Genomic DNA, 15,331 nt, shown 5'->3' with positions numbered 1-15,331 from the left:
GCAGCAACGCGCCGGTTCTGGAAGCCAAAAACACATTTATTTTTGGGTGAGTACTTAGATGTGTCCGGCGCGCAAGAAATGGAAGAGGTTGCGTAGCATGCCGGCCGTCGCCCCCCAGATGAAAAATTTTTCATAAGGCATGGCGTAGAAGCTGCGCCGCCCTGCCCCCTCGGGCAATTCGAAGGACATGCGCTGGTGATGCGCACCGCTCATCAGGAAGGCCAGCGGCACCTCGAAGATCTCGGCGACCTCGTTCGGATCGGCGAGCAGATCAAACGGCGGCATGACCAGGGCGACGACCGGACGGATGCGGTAGGCACTGGCCGTAATGTATTCGGGCAGCACGCCGAGGATCTCGATGTGGCGGCGGTGCAGGCCGATTTCCTCCTCGGTTTCGCGCAGGGCGGTCTCGATTGGCGAGGAGTCGAGCTCCTCGGCGCGGCCGCCCGGGAAGCTGATCTGGCCGCCATGGCTGCTCAGGTGTTCGGTGCGCTGGGTCAGCAGCACGGTGAGCCCTTCCGGACGCGCCACCAGCGGCACCAGCACCGCGGCGCGGCGCAGCTTCAGGCCAGGCTGGAATGGCGTTTCCTCGCCTGTTTCCGGTTCCCAGGCGCGGCGCGCGTTGGCAAAGCGGACGCGCAAGCGGCTCGGGGTAAGCAGGTCTGCGTCGATGGCCGGCTCGCCGGCAACGGCATCGATCGGCAGGTGCGAGGGGTCGAAATTCACCTTGGCCACAAGCATTTCTCCAGCGTAAATGATGACTCAAAACGAAAAAAGGCATCCCGAGGGATGCCTTTTTATTGCCGCAGACGCTATTACTCAGCGGCTGGAGCGGCCGCGACGCGACGCTGCGGCAGCTTTTCTTTGATACGCGCCGATTTGCCCGAACGCTCACGCAGATAGTACAGCTTCGCACGGCGGACATCACCGCGACGCTTGACTTCGATCGAAGCGATCAGTGGGGAGTACAGCTGGAACGTACGTTCCACGCCTTCGCCCGACGAGATCTTGCGAACGATGAAGTTCGAGTTCAGACCACGGTTACGACGCGAGATGACGACGCCTTCGTATGCCTGGGCGCGCTTGCGGTTGCCTTCGACGACGTTGACATTGACGATCACGGTGTCGCCAGGTGCGAAATCAGGAATGCTGCGGCCGAGGCGCGCGATTTCTTCCTGCTCGAGTTGTTGAATCAGATTCATTCTTATGACTCCAAAAACCATCTTGCTGGCGCTGTACTTGTTGCCCAGTAGAGGATGGGGTTGAACACAAGGGCAACATGCCCGCATGTCTTGCACCTTGACGGTGCATTTTTCCGGCCTGCTACCCCGGAGGGAGCGTGGCCAAAAACTGTTCATCGGCCGGGCTCAGCTGGCCGGCGGCACGCGCCTTGTCCAGCAGCTCGGGCCGCTTCTTCGATGTCGCTTCCAGCATGCGCTGGCGGCGCCATTTGATAATTTCCGCGTGGTTGCCGCCCAGTAGAACCGGCGGTACCGCGACGCCCTCGTACACTTCCGGGCGGGTGTAATGCGGCGAATCGAGCAAGCCGTTGACGAAACTGTCTTCGACCGCCGAGGCGTCGTCGCCCAGCACACCAGGCAATTGCCGCACTACGGCATCCATCAAGGCCATCGCCGGCAACTCGCCGCCGGAAAGCACGAAGTCGCCAAGGGAAATTTCCTCATCGACTAGGCGGTCCAGCAAGCGCTGGTCGACCGCTTCGTAGCGGCCGCACAGGACGACCAGGCCGGGCTCGTCTTTCAGCGCCATGACACGTTCGTGCGTCAGCGGCTTGCCTTGCGGCGACATGAACACCACGCGCGGCGCCGGCAGGCCGAGTTCAACCTGGCGTGCCTTGGCGGCGTTGATCGTCGCTTCGAGCGGGCGGGCCAGCATCACCATCCCGGGGCCACCGCCATACGGGCGGTCATCCACGGTGCGGTGGCGATCCTGGGTGAAATCGCGTGGATTCCACAGGGTCAGGCCCCAGCGCTCCTGCTCGAAGGCGCGGCGGGTCACACCCGACTGCGTCAACGCGGCAAACATCTCGGGAAACAAGCTCACGACGTCAAACTGCATCGGGACCTCGCTTCAGGGTGGACGGGTTAATAATCCAGGCCCCAGTCCAGGGTAATTCTTTTCTGCTTGAGATCGACGGTCTTCACGAACTGATCCACAAACGGCACGAGGCGCTCGGGCGCCTTTTCGCTGCTTTCCGGATCGGCGACGGGCTCGATGCGCAGGATGGATTGCGCGCCATTGCTCATCATGTCGGTTACCTTGCCGAGGGCTTCACCCTCGAGGTTGACCGCATCGAGGCCAATCAGGTCGGACCAGTAGTACTCGTCTTCTTCAAGCGAGGGAAACTCGCGGCGCGACACATGGACGGCGGCGCCTTTCAGCGCCTCCGCCAGGTTGCGGTCACTCATCCCGACCAGGGTGGCGACCACGTCGCCGCCATGCATCTTCGCGGTGCGTACGGTGACGCAGCGCAGGCTCGGCTTGTCGAGCCACCAGGTCTTCACGCTCAGCAGCGCATCCGCATCCGTCGAAAACGGCGTGACGCGGATACCGCCGGTAATGCCATAGGCACCGGACACATACCCGACCTGGGTCAGGTCGTCGGGGGCCTGCGCCCCTTGTGCAACTGCTGAATCGGACAAACCAGGAAAACCTTACTTAGGCAGCCGGGGTCTGCTGAGCAACCAGGCGAGCGACGGTTGGCGACAGTTGTGCGCCAACGCCTTGCCAGTAGGCCAGACGGTCCGCGGTGATCTTCAGGCCGACTTCGGCGCCGGAAGCCATCGGGTTGTAGAAGCCGATGCGCTCGATGAAACGGCCATCGCGACGGTTACGCGAATCGGTTGCAACGATGTTGAAGAACGGGCGCTTTTTTGCGCCGCCACGAGCCAAACGGATAACGACCATAATAATTCCAAAAAGTTGTACTGGACGGAGAAAGCCGACGATTATAGCGCGCAATGCCGCGCAGCAGCAAGCGTTAATGATAACGAGGTAACGACAGGCGCGCAGTCCCGGCGGAATTGCGCATTATCCCTGATTTTCGGCGCTACCGCTACCCGCGGCGGCGCGCCCTGCCGAGTGCTGCATGTTGATACATTGCATTTACATAAAAAGTGATGCTTTTGTTACCTTCTTGAACGATACTTGCGGTTTCACGTAACACATTCCGTCACTAAATTACTGCATGGCACACAAGAACAAGACGTTCGCGACCGCATTGGCACTGCTCCTGGGCACGGTCGGCGCGCACCGCTTTTACCTGCACGGGGGCGTCGACCGCCTTGGCCTGCTGCACGTGAGCAGCATTCCCATTAGCGGACTCATCTTCAGCAACGTCGATGGCGCCCATCCCTTCTATGCGCTGCTGCCCTTGCTGGTGTCCTGCATTGCCGGCTGCATTGCCGCCCTGGCCATCGGCCTGACCCCGGACGACAAGTGGGACGCGCGCTTCAATGCCGCCGGCGGCAGCCATTCGCGCTCGAACTGGATCCTGGCGCTGCTGCTGGTGGCGACCCTGATGGTGGGCGCGACCGTGTTGATTGCCACGATCGCGCGCACCTTCGACCTGATGTACACGGGCGGCGCCTACGGCTGACCAGCGGCACGGCGTCCCCCTTCCCTCCCTCACAGGCCGCTCGGCCAGCGATACTTCGGCAACACCGACGGCGGCGTGCCGCTGATGATGACGATCTCGCGGTGCGCCATCAGTTCCAGCCCGGCCGGGTCGCCGGTAAACGGCGTCAGCTTCTCGTTCTCGATCAGGTAGTAGCGAATCGGCCCGGGCAAGCCGGCGGCGCCGTTGGCACCGAGCGTCTGGTTCCATAGCCCGAAGAACTGCCCCAGCGTGAATTTCTTGGGCACGTCGGTTTCGATGTGCACCACCCCCGTCACGTCGTGGGTATGCAGCTCGTAGGCACAGCCGCTGCGCCCGATGTTGTCAGGCAAGCCGAGACGCAGGCCATTGCGGTAGATCGACACCAGCGAATGCAGGTGGTAATCCTCGTTGATCAGGCAGCCGACGCCCCCGACCGGACGCCCCGTTCCCACCCATGCAGGCCAGTTCGGCTGGCTGCCGATGGTGCCGGCGACCAGGTCGGTATAGCTGTCGGCCAGCACCACTGTGGGCGGCGGCGGCGGTGGCGGTGGTGGTGGCGGCGGATTGACCGGCGGCGGATCTGCCGGCGGCAAGGTCGGCGGCGGATCGGCCGGTGGTGGATTCGTCGGTGGTGGATTGGTCGGTGGCGGATTCGTCGGTGGCGGATTGGTCGGCGGCGGATTGGGATCGGGCTTGGGTGGTTGCGGATCGGTGGCAACCTGTCCCGGGCCAGCATCGTCGCCGCCGCCACAGGAGGCGAGCAACAGCAGGGACGAGATGGCCAGGGCCGGGACACGCAGGGTGCGCGCTGTCAGGAATGGCATGTAGGGCTCCGGAAGTAAATGGTGGAGCCAGTCTACGAACGCGGCCGTAATGCTTCGTTTATCCGAAATCAAGCTCAGCAAACCGTAAAAATCCGGATGGCGGGCGCAAAAAAAGCGGCCCGCAGGCCGCTGGTCAGGCAAAGAGGCCGCAGCCTCTGCCCGCTCAGAACTGCTCGACGTCCAGCGCCAGCACGCCGGCGCTGCCTTCGACGATGGCCGAACGCAGGCCGCTCGCGCCGGACAGGATGTGGTCGGCGAAGAAGCGCGCGGTGGCAATCTTCGCGCGCAGGAAGCCGGCATCGCCCTCTCCCGCATCGAGTTTCTTCTGCGCGACCAGGGCCGCGCGCGCCATCTGCCAGCCGCCCAGCACGATGCCGGCCAGCTTCAGGTACAGCACGGAACCGGCGAACACGCCCTTGATGTCCGACTTGACGTTGGCGACGACGAAGTCGACCACCTCTTCCAGGGCCGTGCTGCCGAGCGCCAGCTGGCGGCCGATGGCGGCGAAATCCGCGCCCTGCTGCTCGGCCAGTGCCGCCTGCGTCTCGCGCACCTGACCGATGATCGATTTGGCGGTTGCGCCGCCGTCGCGCACGGTCTTGCGGCCGACCAGGTCATTCGCCTGGATCGCGGTCGTGCCTTCGTAGATGGTCAGGATCTTGGCATCGCGGTAGTGCTGGGCCGCGCCGGTTTCCTCGATGAAGCCCATGCCGCCGTGAACCTGCACGCCGTCACGGGTGACGTTCTCGCTCATCTCGGTGGACCAGCCCTTGATGACCGGGACCAGGTATTCGTAGACGGCCAGGTTGGCCTTGCGGGTGGCTTCGTCGGCGTGGTAGTGGGCCACGTCCGAGATGCCGGCGCCGACATACGCCAGCGCGCGCGCCGCTTCCGTCTGGGCGCGCATCGACATCAGCATGCGGCGCACGTCCGGATGGTTGATGATGGCCACCGGGCCGGCGGAGCCAGCGAGGTCGCGCGACTGGATGCGCTCTTTCGCGAACGCGACCGCCTGCTGGTAGGCACGCTCGGCCAGGCCAATGCCCTGCATGCCGACGCCGAAGCGGGCCGCGTTCATCATGATGAACATGTATTCCAGGCCGCGGTTTTCTTCGCCGACCAGGGTGCCGATGGCGCCGCCGTTGTCGCCGAACTGCAGCACGGCGGTCGGGCTGGCCTTGATGCCCAGCTTGTGTTCGATCGAGACGCAGTGGGCGTCGTTGCGCTCGCCCAGCGAACCGTCTTCGTTGATCATGAACTTCGGCACGATGAACAGCGAGATCCCCTTCACGCCAGCCGGCGCGTCCGGCGTACGGGCCAGCACCAGGTGGATGATGTTCTCGGCCATGTCGTGTTCGCCGTAGGTGATGTAGATCTTGGTGCCGAAGATCTTGTAGGTGCCATCGCCCTGCGGCACGGCGCGGGTGCGCACGGCAGCCAGGTCGGAACCGGCCTGCGGCTCGGTCAGGTTCATGGTGCCGGTCCACTTGCCGGAGATGAGCGGCTCGAGGAAGCGTGCCTTCTGCTCGTCGGAACCAGCTGTGAGCAACGCCTCGATGGCGCCGTCGGTCAGCAGGGCCACCAGCGCGAACGAGATCGATGCCGCATTGAGCATCTCGGTGCATGGGGTGCCGACCAGTTTCGGCAAGCCCTGGCCGCCGAACTGTTGCGGATGCTGGATACCCTGCCAGCCGGATTCGCCGAAGGCCTGGAAGGCCACCTTGAAGCCGGCGGACGTCGTGACCTGGCCGTCGTGCCAGAAGCTCGGTTCCTTGTCGCTCGGGCCGTTCAGGGGCGCAACGACTTCGCCGCAGAATTTCGCGTTCTCTTCCAGCACGGCTTCGACGGTGTCGCGGGTCGCGTCTTCGCAGCCTGGCAGCTGGCTGACCTGTTCCAGGTTCGCCAGTTCGTTCAGCACGAACAGCATGTCTTTGATCGGGGCTTGGTAGCTCACGAGTCTCTCCTCAGTATTGGATGTGAAACAGGCCACGGTAGCCAGGCGAATGCCGGACCAGCGTGGCCTGTGTGTCTTTGGTAGGGTGGGCATTGATGCCCACGCGGTCTACGTGCGGATCAATCATCGTACCGGCATTCGGTCGCGACGGATAAACAGCGTGGGCTCGAGAGCCCACCCTACGTTACTTAAAGGGCCCCCGAGAAACCGTAGCGAGCGCAAGGAGTGGCGTTCGAGAAGCGCAGCTGCACGGAAGTACAGCCGGCCCGCCGGTGCGGAGCATCGCAGGACGCCAATTCGACGCGCAGCAGGTTTATCGGGGTTCCCCCCTTAGCCCAGTTCCTGCACCAGTTGCGGGATGACTTCGAACAGGTCACCCACCAGGCCGTAGTCGGCCACCGAGAAAATCGGCGCTTCCGGATCCTTGTTGATGGCGACGATGGTCTTCGAGTCCTTCATGCCGGCCAAGTGCTGGATCGCGCCCGAGATGCCGACGGCGATGTACAGCGACGGTGCGACGATCTTGCCGGTCTGGCCGACCTGCCAGTCGTTCGGCACGTAGCCGGCGTCCACTGCCGCGCGCGAAGCGCCCATGGCGGCGCCCAGCTTGTCGGCCAGCGGTTCGAGCAGCTTGAAGTTGTCGCCCGAGCCCATGCCGCGACCACCGGAGACGATGATTTTTGCTGCCGTCAGTTCCGGACGGTCCGACTTGGCCAGCTCGCGGCCGACGAAAGCCGACTTGCCGAAGTCCGCGGCGGCGGCGACGTTTTCGACAGCAGCCGAACCGCCGCTTGCCGGGGCGGCGTCAAAACCCGTGCCGCGCACGGTGATGACTTTGACCGAATCCGTCGACTGCACGGTAGCAATCGCGTTGCCGGCGTAGATCGGACGCTCGAAGGTGTCGGGCGAATCGACCTTGGTGATTTCCGAGATCTGGGCCACGTCCAGCCTGGCGGCCACGCGCGGCAGGATGTTCTTGCCGAAGGCGGTCGCCGGAGCCAGGATGTGCGAGTACGAACCGGCAACGGCCAGGATCTGCTCGGCCACGTTTTCGGCCAGGCCGTCGGCGAAGTAAGGCGCGTCGGCGACCAGCACCTTCGAGACGCCGGCGATCTGGGCGGCGGCTTCGGCGGCGGCGCCGCAATTCGAGCCGGCGACCAGCACGTGGACCTCGCCGCCGCACTGGGCGGCCGCGGTCACGGTGTGGTGGGTTGCGCCCTTGAGGGAGCCATTGTCGTGTTCAGCGATGACTAATGCGACCATGATGTTTCCTATATTTTTGAGATGACGGCGAGGCCGCGATCAGATGACTTTGGCTTCGGTGCGCAGCTTCTGCACCAGCGTGGCGACGTCCGGCACCTTGATGCCGGCCGAGCGCTTGGCCGGCTCGACGACCTTCAGGGTCTTCAGGCGCGGCGAAACGTCGACGCCCAGGTCTTCCGGCTTGATCGTTTCGAGCGGCTTCTTCTTCGCCTTCATGATGTTCGGCAGCGTGACGTAGCGCGGCTCATTCAGGCGCAGGTCGGTGGTGACGATGGCCGGCAGGCTCAAGGCAACGGTTTCCAGGCCGCCGTCGACTTCACGGGTCACGGTCACTTTACCGTCTTCCAGCACGACTTTCGAGGCGAAGGTAGCCTGTGGCCAGCCCAGCAGGGCAGCCAGCATCTGGCCGGTCTGGTTCGAATCGTCGTCGATCGCCTGCTTGCCGAGGATGATCAGCTGCGGCTGTTCCTTGTCGGCCAGCGCCTTCATGATCTTGGCCACGGCCAGCGGCTCGGTCTCGACCGTGGTCTCGACCAGGATGCCGCGGTCGGCACCGATCGCCATGCCGGTGCGCAGGGTTTCCTGGCACTGCGGCACGCCGATGGACACCGCCACCACCTCGGTGACCTTGCCGGCTTCCTTCAAACGGGTCGCTTCTTCGAGCGCGATTTCGTCGAACGGGTTCATCGACATCTTGACGTTGGCGATATCCACGCCGCTGCCGTCGGACTTGACGCGGACCTTGACGTTATAGTCGACCACGCGTTTGACGGGTACCAGGACTTTCATAGGTGTGCCTTTGAAAAATTGAAGAGGTAGACTGTGGCTTAAAAGGCCAGATTATAAGAGATAACAGCTTCAAGGCTGAATTAAAGCACGATCGTGCGATTTTTGGTTAGAGGGATGCTTCCAAATCGCACGTGTATTGAATAAAGGGGTTGCAGGAAAGTGTCCCTGCCAAAGATGGGCTCGCGCGCTGCACTTGCGGCCGTACCTGCCGCCGACCTTTCGAGACGTGCTCGTCACTACCTTAGCTTGCCCGCTCCAGCGACCGGTCCACGGTGCCAGCGCAGGCTACCGCCTTGCCAGCCTTACTTGCGGCGCATCAGGAAGACGAATTCGCCATTGTTCTGCGTGTGCGACAACAGCGCATTGCCGGTCTGCTTGGCAAAAGCCTGGAAGTCGCGCACGGAACCGGTGTCGGTGGCCGTGATGCGCAGCACTTCTCCGGTAGCCATTTCAGCAAGTGCCTTCTTGGCCTTCAGGATGGGCAGCGGGCAGTTCAGGCCGCGCGCGTCCAGGTCCTTCTGGAAGTGAATCGTATCGGTTTCGAGAATGGTGTCGCTCATCGCATGCCTGCTAAGGTGGGTGATTCTGGATGCATACTACTCCTATTTGCGGATTATGACGCGGCGCACCAAAATAGTCATATCCTGTTGCAATTTTGCAACCAAAAAATAGGAAAAGTTCGGAGAGATATTGCTGAGTCGCAGCGAATGCGCCCGTTGGCGGCGCATCGCTGCACGCGGGTGGTGCAAAGGCGGTGCGGGACAGGCAGCGCCTGCCACCGCCCGTTCTTACATCTCGACCAGCTCGACGCGCCGGTTCTTCTGGCGCCCCGCGTCGCTGCGGTTCGACGCCACCGGCGCATACGAGGCCGCCCCTTTCGCGCTCAGGCGCCGCGGCTCGATCTTGTAGCCATCGGCAAGCGCCTTCACCACCGCCTCGGCGCGCTTCTGCGACAGTGCCAGGTTCATGTTGGCATCGCCCTGGTTGTCGGTATGGCCGACGATATAGACCTTCAGCTTCGGGTCCTGCTGCAGCATCTTGGCCATCTCGCCCAGCGCGGGTGCCGAATCGGGCTTGACCTCGGCCTTGCCGGTGTCGAAATAGACCCCGTAGATAGCAACCTTGCCCTCGTCGGCGATGCCCTTGGCCATCTCGGCCGCGTTCAGGTTGGCCGCAACCTTGCCGTTTTCCATGGCCTTGCCTTCGACGATCTCGACATAGGCGCCGCCGTTGTAGCTCAATACCGGCCCCGTCACCCATACCGCGACGTTCACGGCCGTGCCGTCCGGGCGCGTGCCTGCCGCCGCCATGTAGCGCTGCTCGCTGGCGTGGATGAAGGTGCCCGCCGCGCCGACCTCCTTCAGGTAGCCGTTACCCAGGCGCTTGTCGTGCCAGTAATCGTTGATCCGCTCGCCGCAAGCTTCCTTGGCGCAGGCAAACACGATCTTCAGGCCGGCCTTTTCCAGTGCGCTCTGGTAATTGCGCATGACTTCGAGCGACGAACGCTCGCGCGGGTTCAGGTAGGCGATGCGGGTGTACCTGCCGGAGAGCTGCAGGGTTTTCTCGAATGCCGGTTTGCGCTCCTTGGTGAAGTAGCGTTTGCCTGCCGGCAGCGTGACCTCTTCGAATTCGGTGGCTTCGTAGCCAATCATCCGCGCGCCCTCGAAGCGCGACAGCAGGGGGTGATCCTTGCCTCCCTTGACGGTATCGGCAGCCGGCATGGCAGCCCAGGCCGGCAAAGCCGTTGCGATACAGAGAAGCAGTGCTGCAAGTCGATGAATACGCATGTCCGTCCTTGGGTTATCGATTGAACAGCGGCATTCTATGTACATATTTGCAACGACGCAACGCCTAACCCGTGTGCATAAGCCAATCGTGCGCGCGGCAAGGACGAAAAAAAGCCGCCCGCAGGCGGCTTCTCGTACAAGCCTTGAAACGGTCAGGCGCGCTCGCCCACCCAGCCAGCCACGCCGGCCAGCGCGCCAGGCAGGCCCGCCGGATCGGTACCGCCGGCTTGCGCCATGTCCGGACGGCCGCCGCCCTTGCCACCCACCTGCTGGGCAACGAAATTGACGAGCTCGCCGGCTTTCACTTTACCGGTGGCGTCCTTGGTGACGCCCGCGATCAGGCTGACCTTACCCTCGAGCACGCTCGCCAGCACGATGGCCGCGGTGCCCAGCTTGTCCTTCAGCTTGTCCATGGTCTCGCGCAGGGCCGTCACGTCGGCGCCTTCCATCGTCGCGGCCAGCACCTTGATGCCGTTCACGTCGACCGCCTGGCTCAGCAACTCGTCGCCCTGGCCGGCGGCCAGCTTGGACTTCAATGCCGCCACTTCCTTTTCCAGCGACTTCACCTGCTCCTGCACCTGGCCGATGCGGTTCGGCAGTTCGTCCGGACCGGTTTTCAGCGCAGCGGCCGCAGCCAGCAGGCGTGCATTGGTCGCCTGCACCCATGCCAGCGCACCCTCGCCCGTCACCGCCTCGATACGGCGGATGCCGGCAGCGACGCCGCCTTCCGACACGATCTTGAACAGGCCGATATCGCCGGTGCGGGTCACGTGCACGCCGCCGCACAGCTCTTTCGAGGAGCCGATGTCGAGCACGCGCACTTCGTCGCCGTATTTTTCGCCAAAGAGGGCCATTGCGCCATGCTTCACCGCGTCGTCGAAGGACATGTTCTGCGCCTGGGTCGCGTGGTTTTCCAGGATCTCGCGGTTCACGATCAGTTCGACCTGGGCGATCTGCTCCTGGGTCACCGGTGCATTGTGGCTGAAGTCGAAACGGGTCTTGTCCGGATCGACCAGCGAGCCTTTCTGCTGGACGTGGCTACCGAGGACTTCCTTCAGCGCCTTGTGCATCAGGTGGGTTGCCGAGTGGTTGCGGATGGTGCGCGCGCGCTTGGCCTGGTCGACCTGCGCGTCCACGGTGTCGCCGACCTTCAGCGCGCCGGAACGCAGCACGCCGTGGTGGCCGAACACGTCCGCCTGAATCTTGAGCGTGTCTTCGACTTCAAACTCGCCGCTGCCGGTTTTCAGCAGGCCATGGTCGCCGACCTGGCCGCCGGATTCGGCGTAGAACGGCGTGGTGTCGAGCACGACGATGCCTTCCTGGCCGGCTTTCAGTTCCTGGACGGAGACGCCTTCCGAGTACAGCGCCAGCACGTGGGTGTTGTGGACCAGCGACTCGTAGCCGACGAACTTGGTCTTCTCGCCCGCGTAGTCCACCTTGGCCGCCATCTTGAACTTGCCGGCGGCGCGCGCGGTCTTCTTCTGCTGCTCCATCGCCTCGGCAAAGCCTGCTTCGTCGAGCGTCACGCCGCGTTCGCGGCAGATGTCGGCGGTCAGGTCGAGCGGGAAGCCGTAGGTATCGTACAGGGTGAAGGCGGTGGCGCCGTCGAGGTTCTTCGCGTCCTTGGCCAGCTGCGCTTCCAGGATCTTCATGCCGTTTTCCAGCGTCTCGCCGAAACGCTCTTCCTCGGCCTTCAGGGTCTGGGCCACGCGGTCTTTCGCGTCCGCGAGTTCCGGATAGGCCGTGCCCATTTCAAGGTTCAGGTCGTCGACCAGCTTGTAGAAGAACGGACGGGTCTGGCCCAGCTTGTGGCCGTGGCGCAGCGCGCGGCGGATGATGCGGCGCAGGACATAGCCATGGCCTTCGCTGCTCGGGATGATGCCGTCGACGATCATGAAGGAAGCCGCGCGGATGTGGTCGGCGATGACCTTCAGCGAATTGTTTTCCAGGTCAGTCGCGCCGGTTTCACGTGCAGCGGCGCGGATCAGATTCTGGAACAGGTCGATCTCGTAGTTGCTGTGCACGTGCTGCAGCACGGCGGCCAGGCGCTCCATGCCCATGCCGGTGTCGATCGACGGCTTCGGCAGCGGGGTGAGCACGCCGGATTCGTCGCGGTTGAACTGCATGAACACGAGGTTCCAGATCTCGATGAAGCGGTCGCCGTCTTCCTCGGCCGAGCCTGGAGGACCGCCCCAGATGTCGGCGCCGTGGTCGTAGAACACTTCGGTGCACGGGCCGCAGGGGCCGGTGTCGGCCATCTGCCAGAAGTTGTCGGAGGCGTAGCGCGCACCCTTGTTGTCGCCGATGCGGATGATGCGCTCTTTCGGCACGCCGATCTCGTTGGCCCAGATGTCGTAGGCTTCGTCGTCTTCGAAGTAGACGGTGACGGTCAGCTTCTCGGCGGGCAGCATGTAGACCTTGGTCAGCAGCTCCCAGCAGTAATTGATGGCGTCGCGCTTGAAGTAGTCGCCGAAGCTGAAGTTACCCAGCATCTCGAAGAAGGTGTGGTGGCGCGCGGTGTAGCCGACGTTTTCCAGGTCGTTGTGCTTGCCGCCGGCGCGCACACAGCGCTGCACGGAGGTCGCGCGCTTGTACGGGCGCGAATCGAGGCCGAGGAAGACGTCCTTGAACTGCACCATTCCGCTGTTGGTCAACAACATGGTCGGATCGTTGCCCGGCACGAGGGGGCTGGACCGTACGATGGTATGGCCCTTGGACTCAAAGAACTTGAGGAACTTTTCGCGAATTTCGGAGGATTTCATGTTGGTCGGGGCGGAAAGAGAGCAGTACGTATATAAAGAGAATGATTATAGCGTAGGGTAGGCGGCTATACCCGCGTTGCTCGGCAAGTTCGCGACTTCTGCGCCGCCTACGCGTTCAACCCCGGCCGAAACAGCACCGCGGGATGCCGGAGCTGCCTGGACGCGTAGGCGGCATTGCGGCAGCGTGGTCCGTCACCTCGCGGGTGGAGCCGCCTACCCTACGCGAAATCCGGTCCGATCAAATCGATGCGGTCTGTACAAAACGCGTCTACGCCCCATGAAAGTAGTTCACGTGCCCGCTCCGGGTCGTTCACCGTGTAACAGAACAACCCATACCCCGCCGCCCTCACCTCGCGCGCCAGTTGCGGCGTCAGGTGCTTGTGGTTGGTGTGGATGGCCACCGCTTCGACCGATTGCGCGCGGCGCTCCCAGTCGGGCGGCAGTTCGCTCATCAGGCAGGCACGCGGCACCTGGGGCGCTACTTCGCGCGCCGCTTCGAGCGCCAGGTGGCTGAACGACGACAGGAGCGGCACCGCCGCCATCTCGCCGCGCGCGATCTCGTCGGCGAACAGCGCCGCGGCGATGCGCGCCACGGTGCCACCGGTCTCGATGTCATAGCCAGGCGCCGGCTTGATCTCCATGTTCATCCAGACCCCGTGCGCCTTGCAGAATCCTGCGAACTCAACAAAAAGCGGCACCGGTTCGCCTTCGTACTCGCGCGCGAACCAGCCGCCGGCGTCCAGCGCCGCCAGTTCGGCCGCGTCGTAGTCGAAAACGTTGCCGGAACCGGCCACGGTGCGCCCGAGGTAGGGATCGTGCATCACCACCGGCACGCCGTCGCGCGCCAGCATGATGTCGTATTCGATGGCACGAAAGCCGCGCCGCATGCCCTCTTTCAGGCCAGCGAGCGTGTTTTCCGGCGCCAGCGTGCCGCCGCCGCGGTGGGCCAGTACCCGCGCATGAGGCCAGCTCATGGCGACTCCGGCGCTTGCATCGACAGGGATCGGTAGGGTTTGGGCATCGCGTCAGCTTAGCGCGGTCTCCGCCCAATTGCTAGCCGGAATGGATACCGGGGTTTTCTGCCGCATGCGTTCGATACCGTACCGAATGCGGGAACCGTGCGTCCTACCCTCCTCGTTCACCTTGTCATCCAAGCAGGAGAACATCATGGCTTTTGATTTGGGCAATCTGTTGCAGCAATACATGAACGGCGCATCGGGCGCAGACAACACCCGTGCCACCGAAGATTTCGAACGCGTGGCACAGGAGGTGCCGCGCGAGCACGTGGCGCAGGGGGTCACGCAGGCGCTGCGTTCGGACCAGACGCCGCCCTTCCCGCAAATGGTCGGGCAGATGTTTGGCCAAAGCAACCCGAACCAGCGTGCGGGCATGCTGAACCAGCTGCTTGCGGCCGCCGGTCCTTCCCTGCTCGGCTCGCTTGCTGGCGGCGCCGCCGGCGGCGGTCTGGGTGGTCTTCTGGGGAATGTGCTCGGCGGCGGCGCCCGACCCGACCCGATCACGCCGGAGCAGGCATCGCAGCTCTCGCCTGAGCAAGTGCAACAAATCGCCGAGAAGGCGGAACAGGAAAATCCGGGCGTCGTCGAACGCATGGGCGACTTCTACGCCGAGCATCCAAACGTGGTGAAAGCCCTGGGCGGCGCCGCGCTTGCGATTGCGCTCGGCCACATGGCGCAGGGCATGCGCCGCTGATCAGACCGACTTCATCGACAACAACAAGGAGAAACACATGGGTATCCTCAGCAATATCTTCCACAAGATCTTCCCGGGCCGCGACAAGCCGGCCGCCACCCAGGCCCCAGGCGCAGCGCCGGCGGCCGCACCGGGCGGACAGCAAAACATCCCGGTGCCGCCAGCCACCGCGCAAGCCCAGCAGGCCGGCCAGCCAACCGGTGACGCCCGCCGCCACCGCACCGGCCGCCACGCTGGCCCAGCAGGTGGACGTGGAAGAAATCCTGACCAACAAGCAGAAGGCATCGGGCCAGCAGCTGAACTGGCGTACCTCGATCGTCGACCTGCTCAAGCTGCTCGACCTCGACAGCAGCCTGCAATCGCGCAAGGAACTCGCCGCCGAACTGCACTACACCGGCGACACCAGCGACTCGGCGACGATGAACATCTGGCTGCACAAGCAGGTGATGAAGAAGCTGGCCGAGAACGGCGGCAAGGTGCCGGCCGACCTGCAGGACTGATTCGCCAGGACGGCCATGCCGCCCGCCGGCTTGTTTTTCGACGATGCCCGCGATGCCCCGGTGACGCGGGCAGCGTCGTCCCTCACGCCCCGCACCTCGCGGTGGGGATCGGCAGGCCTGGCA

Annotated in this window: 16 protein-coding genes; 3 read left to right on the top strand and 13 right to left on the bottom strand. The window is 63.7% G+C overall.

The annotated features are described in order from the left end of the window. Positions 1 to 54: 54 nt before the first annotated feature. The 5 genes from G4G28_RS07160 to rpsP all read right to left on the bottom strand — a co-directional run bounded on the left by G4G28_RS07160 (position 55) and on the right by rpsP (position 2,928). Positions 55 to 741, bottom strand: coding sequence for a CoA pyrophosphatase (locus tag G4G28_RS07160; RefSeq protein WP_182991431.1), 687 nt, complete (start codon positions 739 to 741; stop codon positions 55 to 57). 74 nt (positions 742 to 815) lie between these two features. After that, positions 816 to 1,202, bottom strand: a complete 387-nt coding sequence (rplS, locus tag G4G28_RS07155) for a 50S ribosomal protein L19 (RefSeq protein ID WP_182991430.1) — start codon at positions 1,200 to 1,202, stop codon at positions 816 to 818. Positions 1,203 to 1,323: 121 nt separating this feature from the next. Next, the gene (gene trmD, locus G4G28_RS07150) at positions 1,324 to 2,079 is read right to left on the bottom strand and encodes a tRNA (guanosine(37)-N1)-methyltransferase TrmD (protein WP_182991429.1); all 756 of its coding nucleotides are present in this window, start codon (positions 2,077 to 2,079) and stop codon (positions 1,324 to 1,326) included. A gap of 26 nt (positions 2,080 to 2,105) precedes the next feature. Beyond that, positions 2,106 to 2,663, bottom strand: coding sequence for a ribosome maturation factor RimM (gene rimM / locus G4G28_RS07145; RefSeq protein WP_182991428.1), 558 nt, complete (start codon positions 2,661 to 2,663; stop codon positions 2,106 to 2,108). A gap of 16 nt (positions 2,664 to 2,679) precedes the next feature. Continuing rightward, positions 2,680 to 2,928, bottom strand: a complete 249-nt coding sequence (rpsP, locus tag G4G28_RS07140) for a 30S ribosomal protein S16 (RefSeq protein WP_182991427.1) — start codon at positions 2,926 to 2,928, stop codon at positions 2,680 to 2,682. A 280-nt stretch (positions 2,929 to 3,208) separates the two neighbouring features. Between rpsP and G4G28_RS07135 the strand changes: the two genes are divergently transcribed. Further along, positions 3,209 to 3,619: an NINE protein gene (locus G4G28_RS07135; RefSeq protein ID WP_182991426.1), complete on the top strand. Its 411-nt coding sequence runs from the start codon at positions 3,209 to 3,211 to the stop codon at positions 3,617 to 3,619. 29 nt (positions 3,620 to 3,648) lie between these two features. On the opposite strand, the gene G4G28_RS07130 is transcribed toward G4G28_RS07135, so the two are convergent. The 8 genes from G4G28_RS07130 to ugpQ form a co-directional block, all read right to left on the bottom strand. Beyond that, the gene (locus G4G28_RS07130) at positions 3,649 to 4,443 is read right to left on the bottom strand and encodes a hypothetical protein (protein WP_182991425.1); all 795 of its coding nucleotides are present in this window, start codon (positions 4,441 to 4,443) and stop codon (positions 3,649 to 3,651) included. 163 nt (positions 4,444 to 4,606) lie between these two features. Continuing rightward, positions 4,607 to 6,397, bottom strand: a complete 1,791-nt coding sequence (locus G4G28_RS07125) for an acyl-CoA dehydrogenase (protein WP_183108184.1) — start codon at positions 6,395 to 6,397, stop codon at positions 4,607 to 4,609. A 330-nt stretch (positions 6,398 to 6,727) separates the two neighbouring features. Beyond that, positions 6,728 to 7,660 carry an electron transfer flavoprotein subunit alpha/FixB family protein gene (locus tag G4G28_RS07120; protein ID WP_182991423.1) on the bottom strand — a complete coding sequence of 311 codons (933 nt, stop codon included), beginning with the start codon at positions 7,658 to 7,660 and terminating at the stop codon, positions 6,728 to 6,730. A gap of 39 nt (positions 7,661 to 7,699) precedes the next feature. Then, a complete protein-coding gene (locus tag G4G28_RS07115) occupies positions 7,700 to 8,449 on the bottom strand; it encodes an electron transfer flavoprotein subunit beta/FixA family protein (protein ID WP_182991422.1) in 750 nt (249 codons plus the stop codon). 302 nt (positions 8,450 to 8,751) lie between these two features. Beyond that, on the bottom strand, positions 8,752 to 9,009 hold the full coding sequence (locus G4G28_RS07110; protein WP_182991421.1) for a sulfurtransferase TusA family protein: 258 nt from the start codon (positions 9,007 to 9,009) through the stop codon (positions 8,752 to 8,754). 228 nt (positions 9,010 to 9,237) lie between these two features. After that, the gene (locus G4G28_RS07105; protein ID WP_229425514.1) at positions 9,238 to 10,170 is read right to left on the bottom strand and encodes an OmpA family protein; all 933 of its coding nucleotides are present in this window, start codon (positions 10,168 to 10,170) and stop codon (positions 9,238 to 9,240) included. 218 nt (positions 10,171 to 10,388) lie between these two features. Beyond that, positions 10,389 to 12,998, bottom strand: a complete 2,610-nt coding sequence (gene alaS, locus G4G28_RS07100; protein ID WP_182991419.1) for an alanine--tRNA ligase — start codon at positions 12,996 to 12,998, stop codon at positions 10,389 to 10,391. A gap of 218 nt (positions 12,999 to 13,216) precedes the next feature. Then, positions 13,217 to 13,972 carry a glycerophosphodiester phosphodiesterase gene (ugpQ, locus tag G4G28_RS07095; RefSeq protein WP_183108183.1) on the bottom strand — a complete coding sequence of 252 codons (756 nt, stop codon included), beginning with the start codon at positions 13,970 to 13,972 and terminating at the stop codon, positions 13,217 to 13,219. Positions 13,973 to 14,105: 133 nt separating this feature from the next. On the opposite strand from ugpQ, the gene G4G28_RS07090 reads away from it, so the two are divergent. Together G4G28_RS07090 and G4G28_RS07085 are read left to right on the top strand one after the other, a co-directional pair. Then, positions 14,106 to 14,708, top strand: a complete 603-nt coding sequence (locus G4G28_RS07090) for a hypothetical protein (RefSeq protein ID WP_229507925.1) — start codon at positions 14,106 to 14,108, stop codon at positions 14,706 to 14,708. Between the two features lie 200 nt (positions 14,709 to 14,908). Next, complete coding sequence (locus tag G4G28_RS07085) at positions 14,909 to 15,208, top strand: DUF3597 domain-containing protein (RefSeq protein ID WP_229507924.1); 300 nt, start codon at positions 14,909 to 14,911, stop codon at positions 15,206 to 15,208. Positions 15,209 to 15,331: the final 123 nt, after the last annotated feature.

Source organism: Massilia sp. Dwa41.01b (assembly GCF_014171775.1).
Classification (GTDB): domain Bacteria; phylum Pseudomonadota; class Gammaproteobacteria; order Burkholderiales; family Burkholderiaceae_D; genus Telluria.
Note: the sequence above shows the minus strand (reverse complement) of the source record. Positions and strands in the feature narration are given on the sequence as shown.